This is a genomic window from Pseudoalteromonas sp. NH0006-46, assembly GCF_057547735.1.
In genome coordinates this window covers 804,349-818,918 of sequence record NZ_BAAJML010000001.1, presented here as the reverse complement: position 1 = coordinate 818,918, position 14,570 = coordinate 804,349, and the positions used below count along the sequence as shown (strand labels likewise).

At 42.0% G+C, this 14,570-nt stretch carries 13 protein-coding genes; 10 read left to right on the top strand and 3 right to left on the bottom strand.

The features are described 5' to 3' along the window. Position 1: 1 nt before the first annotated feature. The 3 genes from bamJ to AC27I2_RS03740 form a co-directional block, all read right to left on the bottom strand. On the bottom strand, positions 2–478 hold the full coding sequence (bamJ, locus tag AC27I2_RS03750) for a BamJ family beta-barrel-assembly machinery protein (RefSeq protein ID WP_487203519.1): 477 nt from the start codon (positions 476–478) through the stop codon (positions 2–4). After that, positions 475–2,925, bottom strand: coding sequence for a Lon protease family protein (locus AC27I2_RS03745; protein WP_487203518.1), 2,451 nt, complete (start codon positions 2,923–2,925; stop codon positions 475–477). Before AC27I2_RS03745 ends, bamJ begins: the two co-directional genes overlap by 4 nt. A gap of 76 nt (positions 2,926–3,001) precedes the next feature. Then, a complete protein-coding gene (locus tag AC27I2_RS03740; protein WP_487203517.1) occupies positions 3,002–3,460 on the bottom strand; it encodes a zinc ribbon-containing protein in 459 nt (152 codons plus the stop codon). A gap of 290 nt (positions 3,461–3,750) precedes the next feature. Here AC27I2_RS03740 and leuS point away from each other — a divergent pair, with 290 nt between their 5' ends. From leuS to AC27I2_RS03690, 10 genes are all read left to right on the top strand, one after another. Then, positions 3,751–6,339: a leucine--tRNA ligase gene (gene leuS / locus AC27I2_RS03735; RefSeq protein WP_487203516.1), complete on the top strand. Its 2,589-nt coding sequence runs from the start codon at positions 3,751–3,753 to the stop codon at positions 6,337–6,339. Position 6,340: 1 nt separating this feature from the next. Beyond that, complete coding sequence (locus AC27I2_RS03730; protein ID WP_487203515.1) at positions 6,341–6,832, top strand: LPS-assembly lipoprotein LptE; 492 nt, start codon at positions 6,341–6,343, stop codon at positions 6,830–6,832. After that, complete coding sequence (gene holA / locus AC27I2_RS03725) at positions 6,832–7,869, top strand: DNA polymerase III subunit delta (protein ID WP_487203514.1); 1,038 nt, start codon at positions 6,832–6,834, stop codon at positions 7,867–7,869. The genes AC27I2_RS03730 and holA overlap by 1 nt, the downstream gene beginning before the upstream one ends. A gap of 24 nt (positions 7,870–7,893) precedes the next feature. Beyond that, a complete protein-coding gene (nadD, locus tag AC27I2_RS03720) occupies positions 7,894–8,529 on the top strand; it encodes a nicotinate-nucleotide adenylyltransferase (RefSeq protein WP_487203513.1) in 636 nt (211 codons plus the stop codon). A 54-nt stretch (positions 8,530–8,583) separates the two neighbouring features. Further along, the gene (gene rsfS / locus AC27I2_RS03715; protein WP_006793397.1) at positions 8,584–8,901 is read left to right on the top strand and encodes a ribosome silencing factor; all 318 of its coding nucleotides are present in this window, start codon (positions 8,584–8,586) and stop codon (positions 8,899–8,901) included. A 37-nt stretch (positions 8,902–8,938) separates the two neighbouring features. Continuing rightward, positions 8,939–9,409, top strand: coding sequence for a 23S rRNA (pseudouridine(1915)-N(3))-methyltransferase RlmH (rlmH, locus tag AC27I2_RS03710; protein ID WP_002958522.1), 471 nt, complete (start codon positions 8,939–8,941; stop codon positions 9,407–9,409). An 8-nt stretch (positions 9,410–9,417) separates the two neighbouring features. Then, complete coding sequence (gene mrdA / locus AC27I2_RS03705) at positions 9,418–11,298, top strand: penicillin-binding protein 2 (protein ID WP_487203512.1); 1,881 nt, start codon at positions 9,418–9,420, stop codon at positions 11,296–11,298. Continuing rightward, positions 11,295–12,401, top strand: coding sequence for a rod shape-determining protein RodA (rodA, locus tag AC27I2_RS03700; RefSeq protein ID WP_487203511.1), 1,107 nt, complete (start codon positions 11,295–11,297; stop codon positions 12,399–12,401). Before mrdA ends, rodA begins: the two co-directional genes overlap by 4 nt. Further along, positions 12,401–13,165 carry a septal ring lytic transglycosylase RlpA family protein gene (locus tag AC27I2_RS03695; protein ID WP_487203510.1) on the top strand — a complete coding sequence of 255 codons (765 nt, stop codon included), beginning with the start codon at positions 12,401–12,403 and terminating at the stop codon, positions 13,163–13,165. The genes rodA and AC27I2_RS03695 overlap by 1 nt, the downstream gene beginning before the upstream one ends. 100 nt (positions 13,166–13,265) lie before the next feature. Continuing rightward, a complete protein-coding gene (locus tag AC27I2_RS03690; protein WP_058403557.1) occupies positions 13,266–14,426 on the top strand; it encodes a serine hydrolase in 1,161 nt (386 codons plus the stop codon). Positions 14,427–14,570: the final 144 nt, after the last annotated feature.

Sequence of the window (14,570 nt, the reverse complement as noted above, 5' to 3'; positions counted from 1 at the left end):
TTTATGACTCTATTGCAAGTAGTTCTACTTCAAAAATAAGCAGTGATGCAGGCGGAATACTCCCTACCCGCTTTTCGCCATAAGCTAGTTGATGCGGTATATAAAACTGAAATTTATCACCCGGACTCATTAATTGAAGCCCTTCGGTCCACCCTTTAATAACTTGGTGCAAACCAAAACTAATCGGTGATTTGCGCTCTACTGAGCTATCAAACACGGTGCCGTCGATAAGCGTACCGTGGTAATGCACATTGACCATACTTGTTGAACTGGGCGTGTTGCTGTTTTCTCCTTTGTGCAATACTTTGTATTGCAAGCCAGAGGCAGTCTCAAGTACACCGTCTACTTTAGCGTTTGCTACTAAATAGTCGCTTTCAATTTGCGCATTAGCAATCGCCTGTTGTTTGGCCTTTTTACTGTTTTTAAATATTAAAACGCACAAAATGGCGATGATAACTGCCAAAATAATGTTGATCATAACTCCCCTTTTTCGTCTTCTGGTTTTTCATTTTCTAACTCATCATCTGCATCGTCTTCGTTGTCGCCATTAACAATATCGGCAATCTCCTTTAGACGCGCAAGTGCGATGCCATTAACTGAATTTTCAGGGTATTCATCGTCGATGAGGTCGCCTGCTTCAATATCCATCAGTAAATTTAACGCCTGATCAACCGTCTCTACGGCGTATATGTTAAATTTACCTTGCTCTACGGCGTTGAGTATTTCGTCATCTAGCACTAAGTTTACTTGGTTTGATTTAGGAATAATAACGCCTTGCTCACCTGTTAAGCCACGCATTTTACACAACTTAAAAAAGCCTTCTATTTTCTCGTTTACACCACCAATAGCTTGTACATCACCATGTTGGTTTATAGAGCCGGTAAGCGCAATTGATTGGCTTATTGGTAAGCTTGTAATAGCCGAAATTAACGCGCAAAGCTCAGCCAACGAGGCGCTATCGCCGTCTATGTAGCCATAGCTTTGCTCTATTGCAATATTTGCGCTGAGCGTAAGGCTAAACTGCTGGGCATATTTATTACCTAAATAACCGGTAAGTAACATCACGCCTTTAGAGTGAATAGCTTTACCTAGCTCTGCTTCGCGTTCTACGTCTATTACGCCATCGGCGCCGGCGTATACCGTGGCGGTAATTCGCGCCGGTGTACCAAACGACGTATCACCAATGTGCAATACCGTTAAACCATTTACTTTACCAATGGCTTGACCTGTTGTAGCAATTAACGTGTGGCCTTCTTTGATATCACTGAGCATATTTTCACTAATTTGACCGGTGCGATATTGCTTACCCTCAATGGCTTCATCAATATGATGCGCATCAATAACCGTTAGCGTATCTTGTTTTGCGTAATAACTTGCCTCAGCCACCAGCTCTAACACATCAGCAAAACGCGCTGAGAGCTTATTATGATGCTCAGCTTGGCGATAACTAAATTTAAGTAACCTCACCATAGCCGCTTGCGTTGTAGTGCACTTAAGGTTTTTTTCGCAGTACTCAGTCACCTTAGTAATAAACTGATACTGTAACTTATCGCTACTTGGTAGGTAGTAATCAAAGTCGGCTAGCACTCTAAATAGCTCAGCAAATTCTTCATCGTATTCACCTATGGTGTAATACAAATCGCGCGAGCCTAATAAAATAATTTTTACATCAAGCGGGATCAATTGTGGGCGAAGCGTAAAACTCGTACCTACTGTGCTGTCTTGATACGGCAAATCGTTTTTAATCTGGTGCATTTTAAGCGATAGCTTTAACCCATCCCATACTTGCGGGTTAGCCATTACTTTTTCAGCATCCATTATTAAGTAACCGCCATTTGCACGGTGTAATGCACCGGGCTGAATTGAGCGGTAGCTGGTGATTAGTGTACCTTGTGAAGTGGCATACTCTATTTTGCCAAATAAATTGCCAAAGGTGGGGTTTGGCTCGTATACCACAGGCGCTGCATCCTCTTCCTTAAACTCAACTAAAATATTGGGTGCAAAAAAGTCAGTAAGCATGCCTTTACGATCAAAATCTTCTTTGCTTTCTTCGCTTTCGTCATCGTCATCGTCATCGAGCCATTCGAGTACGGCATCTATAATTTCTACACGTATGTCTTTTAAGTAACGAAGTACACCAATATGGGTGGCGTATTTATGCTCTAAGTCTTTTAGTAGCGGTTTTGTTGCTTGCTCAGCGGTCGACTTTTTAAGGTTACGGAGTTTTTCTTTTGATTCGCGTTTCCAACGTGGCAACTCTATCAGCGCTTCAATTAACGCATCTTCTAGTTTTTCTATTTTCTCAAAAAACGCTTCGCGTAACTCATCTTCTAACTCTGCAAATTCGCTATCGCTCAATTGCTTGCCATCTATTAGTGGCGCAAACCCCACTGAGCTTTTTTCTTCAACCAGTGCAACGCTTTGTTCAAGTGCCGTCACTTCAACAGCGGTAATTGCGCTGTCGTAAGCATCATTAAACTCACGATCAATTGACTTTTTCTTACGTTGATAAGCAGGGTTATCAAATGCGGCTGGAAATGTGTCGAGTACCTCGTCTAAAAACGAGTCTATGTCCTCACTTAACTGCTTGCTTTGCCCTGCTTGCATAAACAGCGCTATCGGCTCGCGGTGGTCGTCGTAGTTGTTAACATACAACCATTCGTTTGGCGTTACTCGACCTTTAGCATGTTGTTTTAGCTTGTCTTTTACTAATGTATAACGCCCATGTGCAGCTTCGCCCATAACGTATACGTTGTAACCAGGTAATTCCATTCCCAGCGAAAAGTCGAGCGCGCTTTGTGCACGTTGTTGCCCAATAAAATTGAGCTGCTCTGGATAGGGGTTATTCATGCACGTCAGTACGTGATTAGCAGAAATACTAGGTGCAAGCGTTGATACAGGTAGTGGCAGCAGTTTTTTCGTCATTCTAACTTCTTTATGTACCAGCATAATCGCTGGCTTTGGGCGTATTAAGTGGCCAGCAGCCACTTAATACATATGCTTAAGGGTGCAGCGCCTTACGACTAAAATAGATTCCATCACACTCAATACACGGTAAAATTTGTGTCGCGTGATAAACATCATAACTATGAGTGCAATTCTTACATACTAATGTGCCCATGGCTATCCATTCGCCTGCGTGATACATCCCATTGTGCTTAAAATCTTGGTTTAGGGATTGCCATTCCAGCTGAGTTTTGTCTTCTATATGCGAAAGCTCGAACCATAAAGACTCTTTAAGCTCTTGCCATGCAAGCGAGTTGTAGTGGGAGTCGTTCTCGCTAAGGTGCTCTATATCGCGCTTCAGGTAATTGCGGTAAAGCTGATACTTTTCTTCACCTAAATTTTTAAGTGCTTGCTCTGATTCAACAAAACGAGTTACCGCATCTTTTACCTCGTGATCTTTTATGTCTTTTAGCCACGCACTCAAATCACTAAGCCATGCTTTATAATCTGCCATTATGAACTCCTTCAAAATTGCTAATAAACGAGTTGGGTTGACGCAATATTTATTAATGTTTACTCAGACCACTAAGTGACATTTCATAGTGTGGTTAGAGAACTCTAAACTGAGCAAATTTCAATCCACAAAGGTCAACACGCCTAACGTTTAACATAGATAAGTATAGGTTAACCTGACCTGAAGGTTAGAATTTAGCAAAACGGTGTTTTTGACGCTGTGAATAGCACTTTATTTGGGTTATCCTATCGGCAATTTTTTATTAGTTTGCAAGAAGTCTGGAATCGTAGATGCAAGAGCAATATAACCCGCAAGATATAGAGTCAAAAGTACAAAGCTACTGGGAAGAAAACCAAGTATTTAAAGTCACTGAAGATGAGAGCAAAGAAAAGTATTACTGTCTTTCTATGTTCCCTTATCCGAGTGGTCGACTGCATATGGGTCATGTGCGTAACTACACCATTGGTGATGTTGTTTCTCGTTTCCAACGTTTGCAAGGCAAAAACGTAATGCAGCCGATGGGTTGGGATGCGTTTGGTTTACCAGCAGAAAACGCAGCTATTAAAAACAAAACAGCGCCTGCAAAATGGACCTACGAAAACATTGATTACATGCGTACCCAACTTAAACAATTAGGTTTTGGTTACGACTGGGATCGTGAAATTGCGACTTGTCACCCAGAGTATTACAAATGGGAGCAGTGGTTTTTCACTAAGCTTTACGAAAAAGGCCTAGTGTATAAAAAAATGTCAACGGTTAACTGGGATCCGGTTGATCAAACTGTACTTGCTAACGAACAAGTAATTGACGGCCGTGGTTGGCGCTCAGGCGCTGTGGTTGAGCAAAAAGAAATTCCGCAGTGGTTTATTAAAATTACCGACTACGCTCAAGAGCTTTTAGACGATTTAGACAAGTTAGAAGACTGGCCTGAACAAGTTAAAACCATGCAGCGCAACTGGATTGGTCGCTCTGAAGGGTTAGACATAGAATTTACACGTACTGATAACAACGAAAAGTTTAGCGTATACACTACGCGCCCAGATACCTTTATGGGTGTAACTTACCTAGCCGTTGCCGGTGGCCACCCTATTGCACAAGAAGCCGCTAAAAACAGCGATGCAATTGCAATGTTTGTTGAAGAATGCAAAAACACCAAAGTAGCCGAAGCAGACATGGCAACCATGGAAAAGAAAGGCATTGCAACTGGCTTTTACGCCACTCACCCATTAACAGGCGAGCAAGTGCCTATTTGGGTAGCTAACTTTGTACTTATGCATTATGGCTCTGGTGCGGTGATGGCAGTACCTGCACACGACCAACGTGACTTTGAATTTGCAAATGCATACGGCTTAGATATCAAACAAGTTATTGCGCCAGTTGAAGGCTCAGACCTTGAAGTAAACCTAGAGCAAGAAGCATTCACTGAAAAAGGTGTATTAGTAAACTCTGGTGAATTTGACGGGTTAGACTTTTCAGCAGCGTTTAATGCGATTGCCGACAAACTAGAGGCGCTAGGTGTGGGTGAGCGTAAAGTTAACTTCCGTCTACGTGATTGGGGTGTTAGCCGCCAGCGTTACTGGGGTTCACCAATCCCAATGCTTAGCGATGAAGACGGCCAAGAACTTGCTGCAACAGAAGATATGCTACCAGTTCGCTTACCAGAAGACGTGGTAATGAATGGTGTTACATCGCCAATTAAAGCAGATCCAGAGTGGGCTAAAACCACAGTAAACGGCGTACCTGCTACTCACGAAACTGATACCTTTGATACTTTTATGGAATCGTCTTGGTATTACGCACGTTACTGTAGCCCGCGCTACGATGAAGGCATGTTAGACCCTGCAGCGGCTAACTACTGGTTACCAGTAAACCAATATATTGGTGGTATTGAGCATGCAATTTTACACTTATTGTACTCGCGCTTTTTCCATAAATTATTACGTGACTTTGGTTTAGTAAATTCAGACGAACCGTTTGATCGCTTACTTTGTCAAGGTATGGTACTTGCCGAAACGTTCTACCGTAAAGATGAGAAAGGTGGTGACATTTGGATTTCACCGAGCGATGTAGAAACCGAAACTGACGAAAAAGGCCGCGTAACTAAAGCATGGCATAAAGACGACGGTGAGCCAGTATTCTCATCTGGCATGAGCAAAATGTCTAAGTCTAAAAACAACGGAATAGACCCACAACAAGTCATTGCCCAATACGGTGCAGATACAGTGCGTTTATTCATGATGTTTACTGCACCACCAGAGCAAACACTTGAATGGTCAGACTCAGGTGTAGAAGGCGCGCATCGCTTCTTAAAACGTGTATGGAAATACGCGGTAGACGTTAAAACTGTTGGCTACCAAACACTTGATAAATCGGCTTTGTCTAACCCGCAAAAAGTACTTCGCCGCGAACTACATAAAGCCATTGCAAAAGTAAGTGATGATGTTGAACGCCGTCAAACGTTTAATACAGCGATTGCTGCCATCATGGAGCTATCTAACAAGTTAATTAAAGCGCCACTTAACGATGCACAAGACATTGCCATTGCAAATGAAGCACTTGAAGCGCTTGTGATTATGCTTGCCCCTATTACGCCGCATTTATCTCACGAATTGTGGCAAGAGCTAGGTAAAGAAGGCAACATTTTAGATGCAGCATGGCCAACGGTTGACGAATCAGCCCTTGTTGAAGATGAAAAGCTCATCATCGTACAAGTAAACGGTAAACTTCGCGCTAAGTTAACTGTGGCAGCGGATGCAACGCAAGAGCAAGTAGAAGCACTGGCTTTTGCAGAAGCTAACGTAACTAAATTTACGGATGGCGCAACTATTCGTAAAATTATTTACGTGCCAGGTAAATTACTTAACGTAGTTGCTAACTAATATGGCTTTATTTAACGCCATTAAAAACGGACTAGCCTTAGCGTTAGTCTGTTTTTTGTTATCTAGCTGTGGATTTCACTTAAAACAAGCGTCAAGCCTGCCTGATAACTTAAAAGTAATAACGCTCATTGGCGATGATGAAAAATCAGCGTTATTAGAACAGCTACAAAAAGAGCTGTTAGCAAGTGGAGTCGAGTTTACCTCGTCATCTAAAAACGTAGCGCAACTGTATTTACGCAAAGAAACCATAGAACGCCAAAACTTGTCGTTATTTAAAAATGGTCAGGTTGCTGAATACGAACTTGCCTATGGCGTATCGTATGTTCTAAAACATCCCAATAAAGATGCAATAGAAAAGCGCTTTGAACTATACCGAAATTATCAAGACGACCCCGATAACGCCCTTGCAAAAGCAAAAGAGCTTGAGCTACTAATTAACGAAATTCGTAAGCAAGCAAGTCGCCGCATTGTTAGAGAGCTGTCGCAACTGTAATGCGCTGTTACGCTAATCAATTACCCAACGAATTAAAAAAAGGCTTAAAACCTTTCTACTTAGTGTTTGGCGAAGAACCTTTTCAAGAAGCGCAATGCGTACAACAAATACGCGATGCCGCCAAAGAACAAGGCTTTGATGAAGTTATTAAGTTTACTTTAATGCAAGGGTTTGATTGGCAAGAAATAATCGCGCAATATCAAAGTATGTCGTTATTTAGCGCCCGCACTATTGTTGAGTTTGATCTAAACCAGCAAAAGCCCGGAGTCATTGGTAGTAATACCTTTAAGCGTGTAGTTGAGCTTGTTAACCCAGACACGATACTAATTATTAAAGGTGCTAAAGCCAGCCAAGAAGTACAACGTGGGGCATGGTTTAAAGCGCTCGACAAACAAGGGGTATTTGTACCTTGTTACCCTCTTACAGGCTCGCATGTGAAACGATGGCTTGATGAGCAATGCCAGCGCTTGGCTCTTAACATGCAAAACGATGCCAAATTAAGCCTTATCAATGCAACAGAAGGTAATTTATTAGCGTGTTTTCAGGAACTCGAAAAGCTTTCTTTACTCCACGGCAATGCACTTATTACCCAGCAATTGGTTATGCAAGGGTTATTAAATCAAGCCAAATTTGATATTTTTGATTTAAGCGATGCTTTATTAAATGGTCACGCTAAACAAGCGATTAAAGTGTTAAACAAATTAGCCCGTGATAACACCGAAGTAGTGAGTATATTGTGGGCAATTACAAAAGAGCTCAACACCTTGTTGAATGTGCAACTAGGATTGTTAAATGGTGAGCCAATCGCCAACTTATTTAAACAAAATGCCATTTGGAAAAATCAACAAGGGCCTGTACAAAGTGCTGTTAATCGCCTAAATATTGCAGTGCTTGAGCAAATAAACAGTGACATTGCTTTATTTGATGCAAGTTACAAGCAAGGCAACTTAATAGCCCCCTATCAAGCACTTGCACATATTTGTATTAAGTTTTGTCAACCGCTCGAAATTTCTATGCCGTGTCACAGCCTTAATTAATCGCTTAACCTGTTGGACAATAAAATGATTGCTATTTTTGGTGGCACCTTCGACCCCGTTCATCTAGGCCATATTAATATGGCACAGCAATGTGTAAGCGCATTTAATTTATGCACTTTGTATTTTATGCCTTGCGCGCTACCAGCTCATAAAGCGGCACCCGGCATAAGCACAGAGCATCGTGTTAATATGCTCAATGCAGCTATAAAATCGTTCCCTCATTTTGCACTCGATTTAAGAGAGCTAAATCGTAAGGGGCCGTCGTATTCATTACTTAGCCTGCAAGAGCTTCGAAGTGAACACCCGAATGAGCCTATCTTATTTTTAATCGGTATGGATTCATTTAATACACTTGATAAATGGTTTGAATGGGAAGCAATTACTGAGCTTTGCCATATTGTGGTGTATCAACGGCCATTACAACAGTGCCATGTTACTGGCAAACTCAAAGCATACATGCAACAGGCTCTAGTGGAAGACCCTGCTAGTGTTTTAAAGCATTCTGGCGGCAAACTTTATTTTTTACCCGGTAAAATGCTTGATGCGGCCTCTAGTACTATTCGTGATGACCTTAAAAAAAGTAACAAAAAGAATGAACTATTGCCCGATGCAGTGAGTCATTACATACAAATGCATCAGCTTTATCAAATTGATGCTTAAAAATGCCTAGCGTGCTAAAATATGCGCCATTAAATTTTAAATTGAGACAAAACCTTGGATTCAAAACAACTACTCGCCTTTGCAATGGATAAAATTGACGATATGAAAGCGCGTGACATCGTTGACATAGACGTAACGGATAAATCAGACATTACCGATTACATGGTAATTTGTACTGGCACGTCTAAGCGCCACGTTCAATCAATCGCCGACCACTTAGCAAAAGAAGCACGTCATGCAGATTCAGAGCCGCTAGGCTATGAAGGCGAAAATGACGGCGAATGGGCACTGGTTGATTTAGGTGATGTGGTTGTACACGTGATGCAAACTGAAGCACGTAGCTATTACGATCTAGAAAAACTGTGGGGCTAACCACCCACTTATTAAAAGCAACGCTTGGAAGTTATTCGTGAAAATACAAATGATTGCTGTTGGCACAAAAATGCCAGCGTGGGTAGAAACGGGATTTGCTGAATATCAGCGCCGTTTTCCCAAGGATATGGCTTTAGAGCTAATTGAAATACCCGCCGGTAAACGTGGCAAAAATGCAGATATAAAGCGCATTTTACACATTGAGGGCGAAAAAACATTAGCCGCTATTCCTAAAGGCAATCGTATTGTTACACTAGAGGTTACTGGCAAAGCGCTGGATACTCACCAACTTGCTAAAAACATGGAAAAATGGCAACTCGATGGCCGCGATGTAAGCTTACTTATTGGCGGCCCAGAGGGACTTGCTCCAGAGTGTATAGCGGCATCGGAGCAAAAATGGTCGTTATCAAATTTAACATTACCACATCCTTTGGTGCGCATTATTGTAGCAGAGAGCCTTTACAGAGGCTGGAGCTTAAATAACAATCATCCTTATCATCGCGAGTAACGCTTGCTATGTTAAAAAAAAGACCCACTATTCGTGACCACTCTGCTGAAGCTAATTTATTTGCGCGGCGAGCGTTTGTGGGTTTTGTTTTTGTACTGGGGCTAGTGGCTGTTTTAATCACTAACCTTTACAATATTCAAGTAAAAGACCACCAAGATTACCAAACCCGCTCTAACGACAACCGAATTAAAGTTATTCCTATTGCACCTAATCGCGGCTTAATTTACGACCGAAACGGTGTGCTGCTTGCCGAAAACAAACCCGTTTACAATCTTGAAGTCATCCCCGAAGACGTTGATAACCTTGAAGAATCACTTGAACATGTAAGCCAACTAATCGCTATTACAGAGCAAGAAAAACAAGACTTTTTACAAGATATAAAAAACACGCGCCGTTTTAAATCACAAGTACTTAAAGCGCGCCTTGATGAAGCCGACGTTGCTACATTTTCGGTCAACCAACATAAATTCCCCGGTTTTAGTATAGAAGCCCGTTTAGCGCGTTATTACCCGTATGGCGACACACTGACTCATGCACTAGGCTATGTGGCAAAGCTAAACCGAAAAGAGCTAAACAAACTCGAACAAGAACAGCAAGCCACTAACTATCGTGCAACCCACGATATTGGCAAACTTGGTATTGAAAAATACTATGAGCAACTCTTGCATGGCCAAGTTGGTTCGCAACGTGTAGAGGTAAATAACCGAGGTCGTGTTATTCGTACCCTGAGCATGCTCCCCCCGCAGCCAGGTAGTGATTTAGTGTTAACGCTCGATATTGGCCTTCAACAAATAGCCCAACATGCACTTAAGGATATGCGCGGTGCGGTTGTCGTTATGGACGCAAAAGATGGCGGCATACTTGCGCTATACTCAAACCCAAGCTATGACCCAAATTTATTTGTACACGGTATTAGTAGTAAAAATTATAAAGCACTTCTAAACCCAGATCGCCCACTAATTAATAGAGCCACCCAAGGCCGATATGCTCCAGCATCTACCATTAAACCGCATATGGCTATTTTAGCACTTGAAGAAAACATGGTAACGGAAGGGACAACTATGTGGGACCCCGGTTTTTTTGAAATACGAAACGTAGAGCATAAATGGCGTGACTGGAAGCGCTGGGGGCACGGCCATGTAGATGTATACAAAGCTATTGAAGAGTCATGCGATACATACTTTTACGATACTGCATACCGATTAGGCATTACAAAAATCAGTAATTTTATGGCGAACTTTGGTTTTGGTGATCTATCGGGTATAGATATACACGAAGAAACCACCGCCATATTGCCTTCAAAAGAATGGAAAGAGAACAGATTTAAAGAGTCTTGGTGGCCTGGCGATACAATTTCTGTAGGCATTGGCCAAGGATATTGGACCGCAACACCCATTCAAATAGCTAACGCAACCAACATACTCGTTAACAAAGGGATTAATCATCCTCCCCACTTAGCGCAAGTGGCTAAAAAAGAGGACGATGTAACCCAAATAAATAATGAAGAAAAACCACCCGTTGTGTTAGACAACCCAGACAATTGGCGTATAGCTATTGATGCTATGCACAATACCGTAACCAAGGTAACAGGCACCGCTCATAAAGCTTTTAAAGGTGTAAATTACGATCCAGCAGGCAAAACTGGCACAGCACAAGTTGTGAGCATTGCACAGGGTGAAAAGTACGATGCAGAATCACTAAAAGAACGACAACGCGATAATGCCATTTATGTTGGGTTTGCCCCTTACAATAACCCTCAAATAGTGGTGTCTATTGTTGTTGAAAATAATGGTGGTGGCAGCACGGTTGGCGCCCCTATTGCCAGGCAGTTAATGGATTATTACTTTGCTGCTAACCCTGTTGAACTGGCAAGGAATAACACCCTATGACCGCCCTGCATGACAAGCGTTCAATTTGGATGCGTATGCATTTAGACTTGCCTTTACTTATTGCCATTTTACTCATGATGGCTGGAAGCATAACGGTTGTTTACAGCGCAAGTGGCCAAGAATCAGCCATGATGATAAGGCACATGACGCGGATGGGTGTGGCCATCATTGCCATGATATTACTTGCACAAATCCCCCCTGCTACACTTAAAAGGCTCACTATACCTATGTACTGCGTTGGATTATTAATGCTGGTTGGTGTGTTGTTATTTGGCGTGAGCTCTAAAGGCGCACAACGTTGGCTTGATTTAGGTATAACTCGTTTTCAACCCTCTGAATTAATGAAGCTAGCAGTGCCTATGATGGTAGCTTGGTATATTGGTCGCAAACATTTACCACCTCGACCACTACACTTAATTTTCGGCTTTGCGATAGTAATGCTGCCTACATTATTAATTAAAGAACAACCAGACTTAGGAACATCAATACTAATTGCAAGCTCTGGCATATTTGTACTTTTTTTATCTGGGTTGAGCTGGCGACTAATTAGCTTTTTAAGCGCGGCGGTTGCCTTAGCAGCTTGGCCATTTTGGCAATACGGCATGCATGCTTATCAACGCCAACGCGTACTGACATTTTTAGATCCTGAGAGCGATCCACTTGGCTCAGGTTATCATATTATTCAATCTAAAATAGCCATTGGTTCTGGTGGCGTTGAAGGTAAAGGCTGGTTGCAAGGTACACAGTCACAACTTGAGTTTTTACCAGAACGCCATACCGATTTTATTTTTTCGGTATTAAGTGAGGAGTTTGGCTTATTTGGTGTTTGCGTTTTACTTAGCTTGTACTTGTTTATTATTGGCCGCAGCTTGTATATCGCAGTAAATGCACAAGACGCGTTTGGAAAGCTGTTAGCAGGCGCACTAACCTTAACTTTTTTTGTTTATATATTTGTAAACATTGGCATGGTATCGGGACTACTACCTGTTGTAGGCGTGCCATTGCCTCTGATAAGTTATGGTGGCACATCGATGATTACGCTAATGGCTGGCTTTGGTATTATTATGTCGGTAGCAACAGATAAAAGGATGCTTTTAAAATAATGCAACGTTACGCTCAAACTCTCATAACCTTCTTACTCGCTATTACTATCAGTGCTTGTAGCAGTGGTTCGAGTGGGCGTTACCACATGCGCCATGATTCAGCCCCCCTGCGTGCGCCAACTGCGCTTGAAATGCAAGACGCTATAGTTACCGAGGTGCAAAAAAGTGCCAGTGCTTCTCGCCCCTACGAGGTACTCGGTAAACGTTACACCCCTATGCTTGACGAAACAGGTTATAAAGAAGAAGGCATTGCATCGTGGTATGGCCGAAAATTTCACGGCTACCACACTTCAAATGGTGAAATATACGATATGTTTGCCATGACCGCGGCGCATAAAACATTACCTTTGCCTAGTTTTGTTCGTGTTACAAACACGCAAAATGGTAAGTCAGTCATTGTACGCGTAAACGACCGTGGGCCTTTTCACGATGACAGAATTATTGACCTTTCCTATGCAGCCGCATACAAGCTTGGCTATTACAAACATGGTACAGCAAAGGTTAAGCTTGAAGCGGTTACGCTTCCTAGCTCTGCAGCTAATAAAACGTATATTCAAGTGGCTGCTGGCAGCACATTGGCAAATATTGAAGCCCTTGCACAGCGTTTACGCCAACAATACAAATTACCGACAAATATTGTTAAGAAAGACACTATTTATAGACTGCATTTAGGGCCAATAAAAAACGCGCAGCACGCAGAAAAAGTATTAAAAAAATTAAAACAAGATCAATTTCAAAACGCGTTCTTGCTTTACACTCAGTAAGACAAATACCCAAACTAGCCCAACGAGGCTCGCATCCCAGGGGTGTTTGGGTATAGAATGGCATAACGCGAATTTTTAACTTTAACCATTAATGAGTATGATGAAATCAATTAAACATAAAATCCTCAAAGGTGTATGTGGCTTAGTTTGTTCAGCCGCCGTATTTTCAGCCAGCGCCCAAATCATTCCGGCACCACCTCAAGTTAATGCAAAGGGTTATTTTTTAGTCGACTTTACAACCGGTAAGGTTATTGCAGAGGGCGAAGCCGATACTAAACTTGCGCCAGCAAGCTTAACTAAAATGATGACCAGTTATGTAATTGGTACAGAAATTAAAGTAGGTAACATAGCCCCTACAGATATGGTTACAATTAGCGAAAAAGCATGGGCAAAAAACTTCCCAGAATCTTCAAAAATGTTTATTGAAGTGGGTAAACAAATTAGTGTAGATGAGTTGAATCATGGCATTATTATTCAATCAGGGAACGACGCCTGTGTTGCTATGTCGGAGCACATAGCAGGCAGTGAGAGTGCTTTTGCCGACTTAATGAATGCACATGCCGCTAAATTAGGTATGAGTAATAGCCACTTTATTAACAGCCACGGGTTAGATACAGACGAGCACTACACAACACCTCGTGATATGGCCACATTAAGCGCAGCACTTATCAGAGATGTACCTGAAGAATATGCTATCTACAAAGAAAAATCATACACCTACAACGGTATTAAACAATATAACCGTAACTCGTTATTATGGGATGAAAGCCTAGACGTTGACGGCATAAAAACAGGCCATACTTCTGAAGCTGGTTACAGCCTTGTTACCTCAGCCACTAAAAATGGTATGCGCTTAATTGCTGTTGTTATGGGTACATCAAGCGAGCGCGCTCGTAAAGTAGAAAGCAAAAAACTACTTAACTACGGCTTTCGCTTTTTTGAAACAATTACACCTTACAAAGCGGGCGACAGCTTTGCAGAGCAGCGCATTTGGATGGGTAACAAAGAAAATGTATCGTTAGGCATTTTAGAAGATACACCTATTACTATTCCACGCGGTCAGCATAAAAATCTAAAGGCTAACTTTGAATTAGACAATACACTTGAAGCCCCACTAGCCAAAGGCACTAAAGTAGGCACCTTGTTCTTGCAACTAGAGGGTGAAGACATTGCACAATACCCACTAGTAACACTTGAAGAAGTGGAAGAAGGCAGCTTCTTTAGCAAAATCTACGACTATTTACGCTTACAAATAATGTAAACGTAAATATAAACCCACAGTTGCTGGGTTGTAAAAAAAGCGCCTCTGTTATGAGGCGTTTTTTTTTGCTTGAAAAATGCTAGAATGCGCCCCATATATGCAACACTGCTAAACGCCTATCTGTAATAAGCTTCGAGCTTTACA

Bases quoted from the DNA above. Each gene is read 5' to 3' on its own strand.
- rodA (WP_487203511.1), top strand. From the start codon at position 11,295: ATGACCGCCCTGCATGACAAGCGTTCAATTTGGATGCGTATGCATTTA.
- leuS (WP_487203516.1), top strand. From the start codon at position 3,751: ATGCAAGAGCAATATAACCCGCAAGATATAGAGTCAAAAGTACAAAGC.
- nadD (WP_487203513.1), top strand. From the start codon at position 7,894: ATGATTGCTATTTTTGGTGGCACCTTCGACCCCGTTCATCTAGGCCAT.
- AC27I2_RS03695 (WP_487203510.1), top strand. From the start codon at position 12,401: ATGCAACGTTACGCTCAAACTCTCATAACCTTCTTACTCGCTATTACT.
- mrdA (WP_487203512.1), top strand. From the start codon at position 9,418: ATGTTAAAAAAAAGACCCACTATTCGTGACCACTCTGCTGAAGCTAAT.
- bamJ (WP_487203519.1), bottom strand. From the start codon at position 478: ATGATCAACATTATTTTGGCAGTTATCATCGCCATTTTGTGCGTTTTA.
- AC27I2_RS03745 (WP_487203518.1), bottom strand. From the start codon at position 2,925: ATGACGAAAAAACTGCTGCCACTACCTGTATCAACGCTTGCACCTAGT.
- AC27I2_RS03730 (WP_487203515.1), top strand. From the start codon at position 6,341: ATGGCTTTATTTAACGCCATTAAAAACGGACTAGCCTTAGCGTTAGTC.
- AC27I2_RS03690 (WP_058403557.1), top strand. From the start codon at position 13,266: ATGAAATCAATTAAACATAAAATCCTCAAAGGTGTATGTGGCTTAGTT.
- AC27I2_RS03740 (WP_487203517.1), bottom strand. From the start codon at position 3,460: ATGGCAGATTATAAAGCATGGCTTAGTGATTTGAGTGCGTGGCTAAAA.
- holA (WP_487203514.1), top strand. From the start codon at position 6,832: ATGCGCTGTTACGCTAATCAATTACCCAACGAATTAAAAAAAGGCTTA.